This window comes from uncultured Erythrobacter sp. (assembly GCF_947492365.1).
Classification (GTDB): Bacteria; Pseudomonadota; Alphaproteobacteria; order Sphingomonadales; family Sphingomonadaceae; genus Erythrobacter.
This window is the reverse complement of record NZ_CANLMB010000001.1, coordinates 1,744,020-1,759,411: the sequence shown is the minus strand read 5'-3', so window position 1 is coordinate 1,759,411 and position 15,392 is coordinate 1,744,020. Positions and strand designations below refer to the sequence as shown.

The 15,392-nt window shown below is 59.2% G+C and carries 12 protein-coding genes; 7 read left to right on the top strand and 5 right to left on the bottom strand.

Annotation, left to right across the window (positions count from 1 at the left end; genetic code table 11):
* Window positions 1-5 precede the first annotated feature (5 nt).
* The 7 genes from Q0887_RS08385 to Q0887_RS08355 are packed head-to-tail and all read left to right on the top strand — an operon-like array spanning window position 6 to window position 10,526.
* Window positions 6-344, top strand: a complete 339-nt coding sequence (locus Q0887_RS08385; RefSeq protein WP_299193944.1) for a hypothetical protein — start codon at window positions 6-8, stop codon at window positions 342-344.
* Window positions 341-1,486, top strand: coding sequence for a hypothetical protein (locus Q0887_RS08380; protein WP_299193942.1), 1,146 nt, complete (start codon window positions 341-343; stop codon window positions 1,484-1,486). The genes Q0887_RS08385 and Q0887_RS08380 overlap by 4 nt, the downstream gene beginning before the upstream one ends.
* A complete protein-coding gene (locus Q0887_RS08375) occupies window positions 1,483-2,322 on the top strand; it encodes a phage baseplate assembly protein V (RefSeq protein ID WP_299193940.1) in 840 nt (279 codons plus the stop codon). Before Q0887_RS08380 ends, Q0887_RS08375 begins: the two co-directional genes overlap by 4 nt.
* Window positions 2,319-2,690, top strand: coding sequence for a GPW/gp25 family protein (locus tag Q0887_RS08370; RefSeq protein ID WP_299193938.1), 372 nt, complete (start codon window positions 2,319-2,321; stop codon window positions 2,688-2,690). The genes Q0887_RS08375 and Q0887_RS08370 overlap by 4 nt, the downstream gene beginning before the upstream one ends.
* Window positions 2,687-4,489, top strand: a complete 1,803-nt coding sequence (locus Q0887_RS08365; RefSeq protein WP_299193937.1) for a baseplate J/gp47 family protein — start codon at window positions 2,687-2,689, stop codon at window positions 4,487-4,489. Before Q0887_RS08370 ends, Q0887_RS08365 begins: the two co-directional genes overlap by 4 nt.
* Window positions 4,489-8,694, top strand: coding sequence for a baseplate J/gp47 family protein (locus Q0887_RS08360; RefSeq protein ID WP_299193936.1), 4,206 nt, complete (start codon window positions 4,489-4,491; stop codon window positions 8,692-8,694). The genes Q0887_RS08365 and Q0887_RS08360 overlap by 1 nt, the downstream gene beginning before the upstream one ends.
* Window positions 8,691-10,526: a phage tail protein gene (locus Q0887_RS08355; RefSeq protein WP_299193934.1), complete on the top strand. Its 1,836-nt coding sequence runs from the start codon at window positions 8,691-8,693 to the stop codon at window positions 10,524-10,526. The genes Q0887_RS08360 and Q0887_RS08355 overlap by 4 nt, the downstream gene beginning before the upstream one ends.
* Before the next feature lie 14 nt (window positions 10,527-10,540).
* Here the strand turns inward: Q0887_RS08355 and Q0887_RS08350 are convergent, their stop codons facing one another.
* Genes Q0887_RS08350 through Q0887_RS08330 form a run of 5 tightly spaced genes read right to left on the bottom strand, consistent with a single transcriptional unit; the run spans window position 10,541 to window position 15,392 of the window.
* A complete protein-coding gene (locus Q0887_RS08350) occupies window positions 10,541-12,277 on the bottom strand; it encodes an ABC transporter substrate-binding protein (protein WP_299193933.1) in 1,737 nt (578 codons plus the stop codon).
* Between the two features lie 31 nt (window positions 12,278-12,308).
* Window positions 12,309-12,581, bottom strand: a complete 273-nt coding sequence (locus tag Q0887_RS08345; RefSeq protein ID WP_299193931.1) for a DUF2160 domain-containing protein — start codon at window positions 12,579-12,581, stop codon at window positions 12,309-12,311.
* A gap of 17 nt (window positions 12,582-12,598) precedes the next feature.
* The gene (locus Q0887_RS08340) at window positions 12,599-13,375 is read right to left on the bottom strand and encodes a carbohydrate ABC transporter permease (RefSeq protein ID WP_363317663.1); all 777 of its coding nucleotides are present in this window, start codon (window positions 13,373-13,375) and stop codon (window positions 12,599-12,601) included.
* Window positions 13,376-13,431: 56 nt separating this feature from the next.
* The gene (locus Q0887_RS08335) at window positions 13,432-14,307 is read right to left on the bottom strand and encodes a sugar ABC transporter permease (protein ID WP_299193927.1); all 876 of its coding nucleotides are present in this window, start codon (window positions 14,305-14,307) and stop codon (window positions 13,432-13,434) included.
* Window positions 14,307-15,392, bottom strand: a complete 1,086-nt coding sequence (locus Q0887_RS08330) for an ABC transporter ATP-binding protein (RefSeq protein ID WP_299193926.1) — start codon at window positions 15,390-15,392, stop codon at window positions 14,307-14,309. The genes Q0887_RS08335 and Q0887_RS08330 overlap by 1 nt, the downstream gene beginning before the upstream one ends.

The following is a 15,392-nucleotide window of genomic DNA, read 5'->3' as shown; positions in this document are numbered from 1 at the left end:
GCGCGATGTTTGATCCGAAGAGCCGATATGCGAACCTGCCGAACCGGACCTATACCCGTGAGGACGGCAGCGAGGACATCTATAAGTCGCGCCGTATATTGCCGGTTGCGGACAGTTCGCAGGGCGCGGTTGCTCCCGGTTTCGAACTGGTCGTCAGCCCCGATCAGCGTCTCGATACGATCGCTGCCAACGAGCTGGGTGACCCGCTGGCCTATTGGCATGTCGCCGATGCGAACTGCGCAATGAACCCCTTTGCGCTGACCCTGCCCGGCACCCGGTTGCGGTTCCCGGGCACAAGCCACACCGACACTGCCAAACGGCACAGGCAGGAGCCTGAGCAATGAGCGGGACTGGCGCGATCAACCTCGAATTGTGGCTGGGTGACATGATCGCCAGCGCGGCGCCGGAAAGCGTCATGAAGCTGCTGCACGAGGCCGAAGTCACGCGGGTCAGCGACGGGCCAAGCACGTTCAAGCTCTCGTTTCGGATCGACCGAGAAAGCGGCAACCGCAAGGATTTTGACCTGCTGACAGGGGGTAAGGTCAAACCGTGGACCAGAATTCTGGTACGGGCTCAGATCGGACTCGAAACGACCAGCCTGATTGACGGATTTGTGACTGGCCAATCGCTCTCGCATGACAGCGAATCCGGCGCATCGATCCTGACAGTCACGGGCGAAGATGTATCGGTCATCATGGACCGGCTTCAGCTCAGCATTGAATATCCTGAAATGGGCGATGGCGTGATCGCAGAGATCGTGCTCGCCAAATACACGATGGTTGGTATTCTGCCGGAGGTTACGCCGACCCCGCTCGATCTCGTCCCTCAAGTGGTCGAGCACACCCCCCAGCAAAACGATACGGACCGGGCTTTCCTGGCCCAGATGGCGCAGCGCAATGGCTATCGTTTTTCGGTCCAGCCAGGGACCGCCCCGATGACCAATATCGCGAAATGGGGCCCTCCGAAAAACAGCGGGAGCGCGCAAAAGCCGCTTTCGGTCGATCTGGAAAGCGCGACCAATGTGCGTTCGGTTCAGTTCAGTCTGGACGCCGCCGCGCCAGTTCAGATGCTCGGCATGGTGCAGGACGACCTGAGCGAGGAAGATTTGCCGATTGCAACCGTGATGAGCTCGCGAAGCCCGGCACTCGCGACCAATCCCGCGCTCGATGCGCTGGGCCTGATGCAAAGGCGCGACCTCTACACCGATGCGCGTCACGGCTATCTCAACGCGCTGAACGATGTGCAGGTGATGACCGACACGAGCTCTCAAGGGGCGTTGCGCGCGCAGGGGACGCTTTCGACCTTGCGTTATGGAGCTGTGCTGGAGGCGCCCGGCCTCGTCGATTTGCGCGGAGCGGGGACATCATACGATGGGCGCTACCGGGTCGAACAGGTTGTGCATTCCTTCGCCCGCGGCAAGTATGATCAGAACTTCATTCTGGCGCGCGAAGGCACCGGCTCCACCATCAGCGAGGTGGCGGCATGACCTGGCCATTCAAACGCAAATCGCAATCGGGGCAAAAGAGATTCTGGGGCAAGTATCGCGGCAAGGTGCTCGATAATGTCGATCCGCTTTTCCAGGGGCGGATCATCGCCAAAGTGCCCAGCATCTCAGGATCTTTGCTAAACTGGGCGCTGCCATGCACACCCTATGCCGGGCCTGATGTCGGCTTCTACGCGGTCCCCCCGATTGGCGCGGATGTCTGGATCGAATTTGAAGGCGGCGATCCGGACTATCCGGTGTGGGTCGGGTGCTTCTGGGGTCCGGAAGACATCCTTCATGTTCCCGAGCCAGTTGTGCCCGAACTCAAAGTCTTCAAAACCGCGCACACCACTATCGTAATCAACGATCTCGACGAGGTCGGAGGCGCCAAGATCAGCGTCAATCCGCCGGCTGTCGACGTCCCGCTAGAGATCGAGATGAACGCTGAAGGCATCAGGCTGTCCTGCCCCGAAGCCACCATCCAGATGACGCCCGCTTCGATAACGCAGTCGGTGCCTGAAGCTGTTGCCAGCATGGAGGCGGCCAACATTTCGTTCACCGTGCCCGAGAGCGTTATCGACATGACGCCTGAGACGATTTCTGTCGCGGTTCCGGCTTCGTCAATCGATCTCACCGCCGCGGCAATCGAGATTGAATCGGTCGAGATCAGCATGGATGGCGAGATCAACATGCTGCCGGTCGTTACGGTCGAGGGCGAGAACAATGTCGCCGGTGCGCATACGGTTGAAGGCGACCAGAATGTCGCGGGCGCTGTTACGATCGAAGGCGGCATCGTGATTGGCGGCGGCGGCGTGATCGACGGAGCGCCGATCATATGAGCACTCGCGCTGCCTTTCCTTATGCAGTCACCCCTGCCGGGCCGACGATGCTCGCCGAAGGGCAGGATGCGCTGGCGCAGATGCTGATGCAGATCATCATGGTCGAACCGGGCGAGCGCCTGAACCGTCCGCAATTCGGCAGTCCGTTAAAGGCGCTGGTCTTCGAAGCAGCGAATAGCGAGGTTACCGCCGCCTATTCGGCTCTGATCCAGAGCGCGCTTCACCGCTGGTCCGAAGGGCGCTTTCACGTCATCTCGCTCGACATCAAGACTGTGCAGGAAACCGCGCTGGTCAATGTGACCTATCAGGACACAACCAGACGCACGACCCATACGATCTCTCTACCATATGACGCGGCAGCATCATGAATGAGGTGAGCGCTCCTTCCACCTATCTTGCGCGCGATTACGAGAGTTTTCGCAAGCTGCTGCTAGCGCGACTGGAAGAGGTGCGCCCCGGCACAAACGCCTTGCCGGTTGCCAGTATCGAGATGCTGATGATCGAGGCGATGGCCTATATGGGCGACTACCTCGCCTATTATCAGGACGCTGTCGGGACCGAGGCCTATGTCGAGACAGCCCGGCAGCGCAAGTCGCTTGCGCGTCACGCAGCACTGCTGGGCAAGACCATAAATGAAGGGTGCTGCGCGCGTACTCTGGTGCGGTTTCAGACGCATGCAGAACAAGCACAGGTTGCACTGGGCACCCAGTTGCTGACCGCTTTGTCCGACTTTGAAGACCTGCATATCGACGATGATCCCGAGCGCGACGAGGTCACCTATTTTTCGACGCTTCACACGGTCACGGTCCGCAAGGAACACTGCACCATCCCGCTGGCCGCGCAGCAGGATGGCTTGTTCACCAGCGGCAATCAGGCGTTGCTGCAAGGCAGTTACGGCCACCTGCGCAGCGGAGATTTTCTTATCCTCCATGCGAAGAGACACGACTGGTTTCACCCAGTCCGTCTGACATCGTGCGTCGTTTCGGCGGACCAAACGCGGATCGGCTGGGCGGCTGATGATCTTTTGCCAATAGGTGCCCCAAGCGATGCACAATGGGAGGCGTGGGGCAATCTTGCTCTCGCCGAGGAAGGGCGAATGGAGAAGGTAGGCCGCCCGCTCGAATTCTCTCAAGAGACAACCCATCCGCTCCTGCGCGCGCCCATGCCTGCCTTTGCCGAAAGGTTTGATGAAGGTTCGGATACTTCGGCTGCCGCTCGCCTGCTGAAGCCAGACCCGCTTGCGGCAGAGCCTTCGATCATCCTCGAAGAGCAATGGTGCTCCGACGGCCCGGCCGATCCTGCTGCGACATGGCATGGCTCGCGCAAGGTGTTCGATGACGATGGAAAATCGCGCATCTTCGTGCCCGAACTGATCGACAATGCCTATATCGCACTGCGCTTTGCGCGTGCCGCAAAGGCTCAAGATGAGGGTGTGCCGCTTTACCCGTCCTATCGCGTTTCGCAGGGCTCACGCGGGAATATCGCGCCCGAAGCGTTGATCCATATGATCGGAGCGAACCCAAGCATCTATGCCGCGACCAATCCGCGGGCTGCCACCGGCGGACGCGATCCGGAATCTCTGGAGGAGGCTCGCGGCAGGTTGCTATCCAATTGTGCTGAGCGCGCGCTGACGCGCTGCGTATCAAAGGTTGATTTTGCAAATGTCGCCACTGGCTTTGCAGGCGCAAGCGAAGCGAAAGTGGATTTCCCCGCGGTCAACGGCGCTCGCCTCGTCACAGTTCAGATCGCTCCCCAGCCTGGCCGCGAACTGGACAAGTCCATGACTGCGGAGCTGCAAGCAACACTGCAAGCGCGTGCAATCGTCGGAGATATCGTCGAAGTCACGGCCGTGCCGGTGATCAAACCCTATCTGTCCCTGAGCATTCAGACAGAGCACGGCACCGACCTCACTGCATTGCGCAAACGGATTGAGTATAAGCTTGGCAAGCTGTCCCCTGGGATCGGCAAGGCTTTGATGCCCAATGATATCCTTTCCGCGCTCGAAGACACAGACGGGATTTCGCACTCCAAGCTCACGCGGCTCGACCTTGACCACGCTGACCTTGGAGCCGGTGCTGGCAAGGTGCTTCAAATCACGCCCGACGACGCGGCTTGCGTTCGCATCGACAGCGCTCATATCGCGCTCAATCTGGTGGGAGCGGTCTGATGGCCCGGATCCTTGACAAGCCGCGCAAGCGGTCCAGGCGGGCATTGCACCACGAGCATCGACTGGATGCCGTTCCAACCTCGTTATGGGCGCTCGTCACGGACATGCCATCCGATGTCAGCCGTGCGCTGCTTTCCACATGGTATACGCTCAAACATGTGCTCGAATTCTACGGGCAAAGGATTGATGAAGAAGGATCGATTGACAGCGCGCGCGAAAGCAATTCGGTGCGTTGGCTGGCGGAGATGGGGGGGCTTAGACCGCGCCCGGCCGAATGCGCGCAAACACTGCTGGCGCTGACATTGGATGATACAGGCAAGCGGGCAACCTCGATCAACCTGTCGGGCGAGGGCGACATTTGCGTCCAGAACGCCCCTCAACACGGCGAAACCGCCGCGATTTTTGAGAGCGCGCAAGCAATAGCGCTCAATTCGGACTGGAACCGGATGGCGTTGCAGACGCGTAGCGCCCGGGGCTTGCCGGTATTGGTTCACGGGTCGACGGGACTCTCCTTCGGTTCTGGCACCGCGCAGTGGCGCAAGGGGGATGGGCTGATGCTCCACCTCAAGTCGCTGGAAAGTGGCTCCTTGCGGCAAGAATTTGTGACGGTTGATGGCATTGAAAGTCTTATCGGGCGCGGCGAAACAATCATCACCTGGGCAGATTGCCTGAAGCTTGTTGATGGGCCGAATGGCACACCTTCGGCCGACACCTTTCTGGTCGAGAAAGTCGAACATTTCGGGCAGCCATCCGCACTTTTCGGCAAGAGCGCTGCAGCGTGGGACAGCCTTCCTGCGCAAGAGAAAGCAGTCAAGGGTTTGGTTGCCGGCGGACTTTTGCAGCTTAATGGCAAGGCGTCCGGCTATTGGCAGAATGCCGCCTTTGGCCTGCCGCGCAGCGATGCCACCTGTGTCCTTCAGCTCAGATCAGGTGTCATTCTACTGGGCACGTCCAAGGGGCTTTATCGCCGCGAGCCGGAGGGCAAGTGGGAGAAGACGCGCTTGCCGGCTGGCGAACATGACGTCACCGTTTTGAGCGACCATGAGGAGGTCGTCACCACCAGCACCTCTTCGCATGTAAAAGTAACTTCGGTCGGTGCGGGCATAGCAAAGGCGGCTCTTGCGGGTCTCGGCGGACTTCTTGGTGGATTGATCTCCTGGGCCTTACCCAAACCCAAGATTTCGGTGACAACCACGAAGACGACAACGATCACGCGATCGGTGGATACCGGCCTTGTCTATGCCGGGACGAAGGCGGGCAAGGTTCTGGTTTCTGCTGATCTTGGGGTGAGCTGGTCGGAACTGTCCTCCAAGAACGGCGCGGCTGGCACGCCGATCAACGCACTTCTCGTTGCGTTGGATGAGACGAACAGCAACCGCATGCTTGTTGCAGCGACCTCGCAAGGTTTGAAGAGCTTCAACTTTGCCGAGGACAAGTGGAAAGTGGCGGCGCCGGATCAGGCCAATGGTCAGGCGGTAAATGCCATGGTGCCTTTTCTCGACGAACTGGTGATCGCGACCGATTTCGGCCTGTTCAAAGTGACGGACATCTTCGAAGAGCAGATCGGTTTCGAACTGATCTCTGACAAGCACCTTTCGTGCACCTCACTCGAGGTGAGCGATGACAAGAAGACGCTTTTCATCGGCACTCAATCAGGCGTCTGGAAGACCGCTGACCTGACACTCCTCGATGAGTTCAGCACCGGCTTTGACGGCACTCAAGGACCCGTTTTCAGTCTGTGCTGTCACGGCACAACGCTCCACGCCGCCACGGGTCGCGGCGTCTTCAAAAGCCCGCTTTCGGCCGCGAATTGGACAAAGGCATCTGCGCAAGTTGTGCCTCTGTTCGATGCGCCGCAAGGCTTCGCTGACGATCTGAAATCCAAAGGACAAGTCGGTCCCGATCTTTCACGCGCCTTTGCTTTGGCAGGGCTGACCATGCCGTCAGACACAAAGCCTCAACACCTTCCCAAACCACCTGACGGCGCCATTGATGCCTGGACTGTCTCAAATGACGACCAGCAATACCTTGTCGTAAGGCGCAGCCAACAATTGGTCGTTGGATTGCTCACGCCTATACCATTCGCCAATGCGATGGCGTCTTGCGGGACAAGCCTGCTTGCCGCGACCCGTGAGAGCGGACCTCTCAATCGCGAATGGCCAGGGTTCGGCCAGCCGGCGGATATGATCACGCTGGAGAGGCGGGCAACTGGTATCAAGCCGCAGAGCACAGTGCTGGTCAGTGGAGAAGGCCTTGAACAGCCGCGCAGGGCGGCGGTGATCAAGGTGGAGACTTTACTCCACAAGGCTTTTGGAAAATCGTCGAATGTCACTCAGCTGACGCTTGGCAAGAAGGACGAGCAACTCGCGCTGGCCTCGCGCCGCAATGCCTTGCTCTATCCGCTCAAAGGTGAGGTCGCACCGCTTGGGGCGAGCAGACCGCATGGGCCGTTCTCGGGCAAGGCGGTCGCCCTGAAGTCTGCTCCGCCATCGCTTAATTTGGGTCGGCAAGTGCTTGTCCAAGGCAAGCGCCGCGCGCTTGCAGCGATTGCACCGATCCCTACCAAGGCCACCGCTAAAGCAGGCAAGCTCGACAAAATATTCGTCAAACACAACCAGTTAAAGCCGTCGCAATTCATGGCCGAGCTTGATTGCGGCGTCATCGGCAAGCATGCGAAACCTGCGCTCAAGAGCATCGGGATCGTCGCCGGTCCCAGCACGAGCGCTGTAGTGATCAAGCCGTCTGTGAGCTGGCTCATCCGGCAGCAGGCTCGCGACAAAGATGCCGTCTGGCAGATTCTCGTGTTCGGCTGCGATGTCTATCTCGCGCCGCTCCCGCTTTACGAATGTCTTGAGATCAAGAGCGATGGATCGCCCAAGACTATCCGCGCCGCGAACGGTAAACCAACCTTATTCCCGGATGGTTTTCGGCACATCTGGCAATATCCCGCTCACTGGCAGGTCGAAGCGTGCGAGCGCGCGATTGTGGCCAGTCACGATGCGGACGCTCTCACGTTTCAAGAGCGTGTCTGCACACCTTTTGACCCTGCAAGCACTAGAATAAATGCCAATGTCGTGAGCGCTGTTGCGCAGCAGACGATCGGAGTTGAATTGCTCGGCAGTCAAGCCCGCAAACGGGGAGCGCTATCGGAGTTCACGCTGTCTCACGGGCCGCTCGCTTATGAAATAGCGGGTGAAGGCGCGCGGCCCTTGATCGACATCTACGTCAATCCGCCGGCGAAGGCGTTCAGCACCCAGGACATCGAGCTTGTCCAACAAGGATCGCGCTGGACTCCGGTGGAGGGGCTGGCCTGCGCTTCGAGCAATGCGCGCGTGTTCAAGCCAATCGCAACAGGCAAGAGCTATACGGATCTGCTCTTTGGCGACGGAGTGAACGGCGCAAGACTGCCGGATGGCGATGCGCACATCGCAGCATCCTACAAGATTGGCGGCGGGGAAAGCGGCAATGTAGCCGCTGGAGCAATAAAGGCCATGCGCCGCAAACCGCTGGGTATCACCCGCGTCACCAATCCCTTTGCCGCGCATGGTGGCCGCGATGCGGAAGCAACTGAAGAGCTGCGACGCCGTACGTCGCGCGCGCGCTGCTTGTCGCGGCAGATCGTGACCTTGGAGGATTATGCCGGCTTCGCTCAAGGGTTCGAGCGGGTGGCGCGGGCAGAGGCGGTCTCGCTCTCCGCAACAAAAACTACGCCAGCGACTATTTGCGTCGCCATTGTTTGGCGCGATTCTCCGACTGAGACGGAATCCGATCGACGTCTTGCCGATATGTCCAACGCCATGATGCTCAACCGGGTTGACGCGCTTGAATTGAAAGTTGTGGCGTCGCGGACCCACGAAGCAGTGTTGAGTGTCCAGATCACTCCGCAACAAACAGCCAATCCCGCGCTGCTGCAAAAGGCGGTGAAAGAGGCGCTGTTCGAACGCTTTGGCAAAGGCGCATGGCCAATTGGCAAAGACATGCCATTAAGCGCCATTGCGCATTGCATTGACTCTGTGCCGGGAATTGCAGGACGCGCGATCTCCCATTTTGCAGGTTGCGTGGTCGATCACGATTTCACCAGCACCGGCACGGTTTTGGAATTCATCACAGCAGACAAGATCTGGATCGATTCTTTCGACACGATATGTGCACCGGGCAACGTCTGTTTCCTGAACAATGAATCCATCAGCGTCACGATCTCATGACCCGGATCACGCCCTCATTCCTCTCGCTTCTGCCTCCGGTCTATCGCGGTGATGGCACGCTGGATGGCGACAATGAGATCGCGGCTTTCACCCAGTTGCTTGACGCATCCCGGGCTGAAATCGAGCGGGATATCGAAGAGCTGTATGATAGCTGGTTCGTCGAAACCTGCCCAGGCAAGTCGCTCCCGTCGCGGGCGGCATTGGTGGGGATGCAAAAATTTCCTGCCTCGGCACATAGCAGCCGCAGGCTTGTTGCCGATCAGGCGGGTTTTGCCGCTTGCAAGGGAACCGCGAAAGCCACCTGTCAGGCGCTTTCGTCGCTCGGTGGTTGGCCCTGTTCCATTGAGTATGATGCCGCGCAGACACTTGGCCGGATCAATGTCGGGCAAATGCGGGTTCAGCGGCTGAAGGGGGCCAGCCCGCATTTTGCGCTTTCGAATGATTTCGGCACTGCATTCTGGTTACATCCGCTGGGCTTTGACACGCCGCTCTATCGCAATGCGGATGAGGGGGGCGTGCTGTCGCGCGAAGTGGATACGAATGAGCTTGCCGCCCATGTCACGATATTCCGGCGGAACGGAGCGGAAGGTGAATGGCGCAAGGTTCCGCTTAAGCCAACCGACCTCTCTGGCTGGGAGTATGGCAATCCTTTCGATAAAGGCGCGTGCATAGACCCGGAACTGGGACGCCTATGGATCGGCGTGAAGAACCTGAAAGCCGAAGACCTGATGGTCAGCTTTTCGCTCGCGGCGGTCTTGCCGGAATCAGCAGAGCCAACGCCCTCAAGATTCAAGTCCCTCGCTGCGATACCGGGCGATGATCCGGACAAGATCAATGCCAAACCCAAAGCTTGGAAGGCGTATATCCACCGTCTGGTAAAGCCGGGCTACCGGCATGGAGTCCATCATTTCACCAATCTGCGAAACGCCATTCTTGCCTCGGCAAATGTGTCTGAGGACTTGCATTTTCACCTGCTTGATTCAGCGAGCCACGAAATCGATGAGATCACATTTAAAGATCGCGGCAAAAACTGCCCGTCCCAGCCCAATAGAGAGCGCAGGGTGAAAATCTCGGCCAGGGCTGGCGAGCGACCAGTGTTGCGCGGTGATATTGTATGCGTTTCCGAAGGACGAAAGTTGAAGCTGGAGCTGTGCGATCTGACTCTGGACGGGCGACTGGGCTTGTTCGGGAATGTCGAAGCGGTGCTTGCCCGCACCCTGCTTTTTCCTGTCTCGCTCTGGAAGCGCACTGCTGTGCCTTCGCCAGCGATTCTGATCGATGGACTGGACTCTGACGAAGGTGGATCCTTGAGGGCCTCATCCAGTATCATTGGAGCTACCGAATGCTGGAACAGGGTCACTTTGTCGCTGGCTGACAGCATAATGGATGATCCGTTTCGCGATGCAGCGCTAAGCGGTAGCGCAACAGTCTATGCAATCCGTTCGACCGTTCTGGGTCCGATTGAGGCCTGGTCAATCGAGGCGGAAACATGCGCATTTATGGGCAGTCTCGACATTCAAGGTTCGCACGAATTAGGAGACAGCTGGGTCGGTTTGAAGTCCGACACGCAGCACTTCGTTTCGACGTCGCTGTCCCAGCCAGGCTATGGAGCCCCAGACCGTTCGCTGATTCCAAACCTGCTTGTCCGAGAGGCCAAGCAGGGAGATCTGGGTTCAACCCATTCGGACCATACAGGCATGCGAGAGGAGTTGATCCGCAATGCTTTGGGGCTGGACGCGCTGAGGAATGCAGCAGAACCCAGCGAGCTTTTGCCACTGGGCCTGACAGTGCAGGTCAACTTCGTTCAGGAGAATTTCGCGCTTCACAGCTAGTGCGCCGCGAGACTTTACCTCCAGGTTTCGAGCAATTCGTCATACTCGATCGTGATCGGCTCAGGATCCTCGTTTGCCAGTTTGGCCTTGGGCGAGCCGGGCTGGCTGAGCCAATAGGCAGCGTCGCGTTCTTCGTTGAGGCGAGGGCCGAGATCGCCTTGAAGGCCTGCGCGTTCGAGCCTTTCGAACACACGCTCCTGCTGTTCGCACAGCGCGTCGAGCGCAGCTTGCGGGGTCTTGGTGCCCGAGGAAGCGTCACCGATATTCTGCCACCACAGCTGCGCCAGACGCGGATAGTCCGGCACATTGGTTCCGGTCGGTGACCACTGGGTACGCGCGGGCGAGCGGTAGAATTCGATCAAGCCGCCCAGCCTTGGAGCGCGTTCGGTGAAGGACGCATGCTGGATGGTGGATTCGCGGATGAAGGTGAGCCCGACATGCGCCTTCTTCACGTCCACCGTTTTCGATGTCACGAATTGCGCATAGAGCCACGCGGCTTGCGCGCGGTCAGTGGGGGTGGACTTCATCAGGGTCCATGATCCGGCATCCTGATAGCCGACCTTCATCCCCTCTTCCCAATAGGCGCCGTGCGGGCTTGGTGCCATCCGCCAGCGCGGGGTGCCATCGTCATAAAGGACTGCCGAAGCTTCCTCGCCGACCATGTTGGCGGTGAAGGTGGTGTACCAGAAGATCTGCTGCGCGATGGCACCCTGTGCAGGGACAGGGCCAGCTTCGGAGAAAGTCATTCCGGCAGCAGAAGGCGGCGAATATTCGTTCAGCCACAAGGAATATTTGTCCAGCGCATAGACAGCCGCCGGGGAATTCGTCGCACCGCCGCGCACGACGCAGGAGCCGACCGGCTGCGAGTTCTCGTTCACGCGGATGCCCCATTCATCGACCGGCAGGCCGTTGGGCTCTCCGATGTCGCCCATGCCCGCCATCGACATCCACGCATCGGTGAAACGCCAGCCTAGCGACGGGTCCTTCTTGCCGTAATCCATGCTGCCATAAACCGTCTGGCCATCGATCTCGCGCCCGGTGAAGAACTCTGCGATGTCCTCGTATGCCGACCAATTGACCGGCACGCCTAGGTCGTAGCCATATTCTGCTTTGAAGTCGGCCATGATTTCAGGATCGGTGAACCAGTCGTAACGGAACCAGTAAAGGTTCGCGAATTGCTGATCGGGAAGCTGGTAGAGCTTTCCATCGGGGCCGGTGGTGAAGGCGATCCCGATAAAGTCGGTGAGGTCGAGCGCGGGATTGGTCACGTCGCTGCCATCGCCCGCCATCCAGTCGGTCAGGTTGCGCACCTGCTGATAGCGCCAATGGGTGCCGATCAGGTCTGAATCGTTGACATAGGCATCGTAGATATTCTCGTCCGACTGCATCTGGGTTTGCAGCTTTTCAACGACGTCGCCTTCGCCGATGAGGTCATGCGTGACCTTGATCCCCGTCATCGCGGTGAAGGCCGGGGCAAGAACCTTTGATTCGTATTCGTGGGTGGCGATCGTCTCTGAAACGACCGAGATTTCCATGCCGCGATAGGGCTCGGCAGCGTCCATGAACCATGCGATTTCGGCCTCCTGCTCCTCGCGGGAGAGCGAGGACAACTCGCCGATCTCTTCGTCTAGGAATGTGGTCGCGGCCGCCTGCCTCTCAGCATCGGAGAGGACGACATGGGGCGTGTCCGATCCGCCCGAGCATGAGGCCAGCGCCAATCCGGCGCCCAAAATCACGGCAGTTCTCATCATGCTCATTCCCTCGTGTCCCTTTGTTGCCCCGTCATACCCACCGGAAAACGCACAGCGCAAATATTGCGCAGATAAAGCCTGCCCAAAACTGCGGCGCGTCGGTCAATCCGATCCACGCAAGATTGATGAAACCCGATCCCAAGAGTGTGATGAAAAGCCTGTCCCCGCGCATGGTCTCTATGCCGAGAATGCCGGTGCGCGGGGTGCTGGGCGAGCGGAGATGCAGCACCGCCATGCAGGCAATCGCAGCGACGATCGACGCGAAGAACAGCGCCGTGGGCAATGTCCATGCCATCCAGTCCATCTCAAACCCTCCGCATCTTAGACTCTCCCTAGGGCAAAGCCCTTGGCGATGTAGCTGCGCACGAAATAGATCACGATTGCGCCCGGAATGATGGTCAGCACGCCCGCTGCGGCGAGCACGCCCCAGTCGAGACCCGAGGCTGAAACCGTGCGCGTCATAATCGCGGTGATCGGCTTCGCGTCGACGCTGGTCAGTGTGCGGCTCAGCAACAACTCGACCCAGCTGAACATGAAGCAGAAGAACGCGGTCACACCGATACCCGGCGCGATCATCGGCACGAATATGCGGGTGAAGAAGCGCGGGAATGAATACCCGTCGATGAAAGCGGTCTCGTCAATCTCTCGCGGGACGCCGCGCATGAAGCCTTCGAGAATCCACACCGCAAGCGGCACGTTGAACAGGCAATGCGCCAGCGCCACTGCGATATGTGTGTCGAACAGGTTCACGCTCGAATAGAGTTGGAAAAAGGGCAAGGCGAAGACCGCGGGCGGGGCCATGCGGTTGGTCAGCAGCCAGAAGAACAGATGGTTGTCGCCGTAAAAGCGATAGCGGCTGAACGCATAGGCGGCGGGTAGCGCGACAGCCAGCGAGATCACCGTGTTGAGCGAGACGTAAATGAAGCTGTTCACATAGCCCATATACCACGACGGATCGGTCAGAATGGTCCGGTAATTGGCCAGCGTGAAGTCAGCGGGGAAGAGCGTGAAGCTGCTCAGAATTTCTGCATTCGACTTAAAGCTCATGATGACGAGCCAGTAGATCGGCACCAGCAGAAACAGCAGATAGGCAGTCATGACCAGCGCCGAGAGCCGGATGCGCGGCAGGCTTTTGCGGCGGGAGGGGGACGCGCTCATGACTTCACCTCGTCCCGGTCCATCGTCGTCATCACAGTGTAGAACACATAGGAAATCAGCAGGATCACAAGGAAATACATCAGCGAAAACGCCGCCGCCGGGCCGAGATCGAATTGCCCCAAGGCCATCTTGACCAGATCAATCGACAGGAAGGTCGTTGCATTGCCTGGTCCGCCGCCGGTCAGCACAAACGGCTCGGTGTAGATCATGAAGCTGTCCATGAAGCGCAGCAGCACCGCGATGATCAGCACCCCGCGCATTTTGGGCAGTTCGATATAGCGGAATGTGCTCCAGCGGCTGGCTCCGTCGATCTTGGCCGCCTGATAATAGGCAGCGGGGATGGAGCGAAGCCCGGCATAAGACAGGAGCGCGACCAGCGACGTCCAGTGCCACACATCCATCGCGATCACCGTCACCCACGCATCAAAGGCGTTTTGCGCATAATTGTAGGAGAAGCCCATATCGGTGACGACGCGCCCGAGCAGGCCGATGTCGGAGCGCCCGAAAACTTGCCAGATCGTCCCCACGACGTTGTAAGGAATGAGCAGTGGCAGCGCCATCAGCACGAGGCATAGCGAGGCCAGCCAGCCCTTCTTCGGCATGCAAAGCGCCACCAGAATGCCAAGCGGGATCTCGATCAGCAAGATGATAGTCGAGAACGCCATCTGACGGCCCAGCGCGTCCCAAAGGCGCTCTGATCGGAGCAGCTCGCGATACCATTCCAGCCCGACCCAGAAGAACTCGTTGCCGCCAAAACTGTCCTGAAACGAGTAGTTTACGACCGTCATCATCGGGATGAGCGAGGAAAAGGCGACCAGCGCCACGACGGGGAGGACCAGCAGCCATGCGCGGTTGTTGACCGGTTTGTCCATCACGCGGCTCCCTTGCTTGCGCTCTCGACGCGCCAATCGTCGCAAAAGACGCTGATTTTTTGCGGGTCAAAAGCGACCTGGTTCATGTCCGACAAAATCTCGACACCGGCATCGACGACAATGTTTATCTCGGTGCCGAAAAGGCTCGCACTGACGATCTTCTGCCGGCCCAGATCGCGGATGTGGTTGATCGCCACCTGTAGCCCGCCTTTGGACACAAGCTGGACGAACTCGGGCCGGATGCCGATCACAGTCTTGCCGATCGGTTGGCGGTAATCCGCTCCCAGATCGACGGTGTGACCCTCGATGCTCGCCGAATTTCCGTCGATCCCGGCGGGCACGAAATTCATGCCGGGCGATCCGATGAAATAGCCGACAAAGGTGTGGGCAGGGGTTTCGAACAATTCCTGCGGCGTGCCGATCTGCACCACCAGCCCCTCGTGCATCACCACCACCTTTTCGGCGAAGGTCAGCGCTTCGGTCTGGTCGTGGGTCACATAGATCATCGTGTGCCCGAATTCGCGGTGGAGCCTCTTAAGCTGGGTGCGCAGCTCCCACTTCAGATGCGGGTCGATCACGGTCAGCGGCTCGTCAAACAGGATCGCGCTCACATCGTCGCGGATGACGCCGCGCCCGAGCGAGATCTTCTGCTTGAGGTCAGCGGTCAGCCCGCGCGCCTTTTGCGCAAGGTGCTCTTCCAACCCGATCATCTGCGCAATGCGCTGCACCCGCTCCGCAATCAGGCCGCGCTCCATCCCCCGATTGCGCAGCGGGAAGGCGAGGTTTTCGCGCACGCTCATCGTGTCATAGACAACGGGGAACTGGAAAACCTGCGCGATATTGCGCGCTGCGGTCGAGGCGGCGGTCACGTCAGTATCGTCAAACAGCACCCGCCCGCGTGTCGGCTGGAGCAGGCCGGACATGATGTTGAGCAAGGTCGTCTTGCCGCAGCCGCTCGGCCCCAGCAGCGCATAGGCATGCCCGTCCTCCCAGCGCAGATCGACCTGCTTGAGCGCGTAATCCGCCTCGCTCTGCGGATCGGGATGGTAGCTGTGCGCCAGATTTTCGAGGGTGATGGCCGCCAT

What these genes read in the sequence shown, in the direction of transcription:
- Q0887_RS08385 (WP_299193944.1), top strand. Translation starts at nt 6, where the DNA reads ATGTTTGATCCGAAGAGCCGATATGCGAACCTGCCGAACCGGACCTAT.
- Q0887_RS08330 (WP_299193926.1), bottom strand. Translation starts at nt 15,392, where the DNA reads ATGGCGGCCATCACCCTCGAAAATCTGGCGCACAGCTACCATCCCGAT.
- Q0887_RS08340 (WP_363317663.1), bottom strand. Translation starts at nt 13,375, where the DNA reads ATGACTGCCTATCTGCTGTTTCTGCTGGTGCCGATCTACTGGCTCGTC.
- Q0887_RS08370 (WP_299193938.1), top strand. Translation starts at nt 2,319, where the DNA reads ATGAGCACTCGCGCTGCCTTTCCTTATGCAGTCACCCCTGCCGGGCCG.
- Q0887_RS08365 (WP_299193937.1), top strand. Translation starts at nt 2,687, where the DNA reads ATGAATGAGGTGAGCGCTCCTTCCACCTATCTTGCGCGCGATTACGAG.
- Q0887_RS08350 (WP_299193933.1), bottom strand. Translation starts at nt 12,277, where the DNA reads ATGATGAGAACTGCCGTGATTTTGGGCGCCGGATTGGCGCTGGCCTCA.
- Q0887_RS08360 (WP_299193936.1), top strand. Translation starts at nt 4,489, where the DNA reads ATGGCCCGGATCCTTGACAAGCCGCGCAAGCGGTCCAGGCGGGCATTG.
- Q0887_RS08345 (WP_299193931.1), bottom strand. Translation starts at nt 12,581, where the DNA reads ATGGACTGGATGGCATGGACATTGCCCACGGCGCTGTTCTTCGCGTCG.
- Q0887_RS08355 (WP_299193934.1), top strand. Translation starts at nt 8,691, where the DNA reads ATGACCCGGATCACGCCCTCATTCCTCTCGCTTCTGCCTCCGGTCTAT.
- Q0887_RS08375 (WP_299193940.1), top strand. Translation starts at nt 1,483, where the DNA reads ATGACCTGGCCATTCAAACGCAAATCGCAATCGGGGCAAAAGAGATTC.
- Q0887_RS08380 (WP_299193942.1), top strand. Translation starts at nt 341, where the DNA reads ATGAGCGGGACTGGCGCGATCAACCTCGAATTGTGGCTGGGTGACATG.
- Q0887_RS08335 (WP_299193927.1), bottom strand. Translation starts at nt 14,307, where the DNA reads ATGGACAAACCGGTCAACAACCGCGCATGGCTGCTGGTCCTCCCCGTC.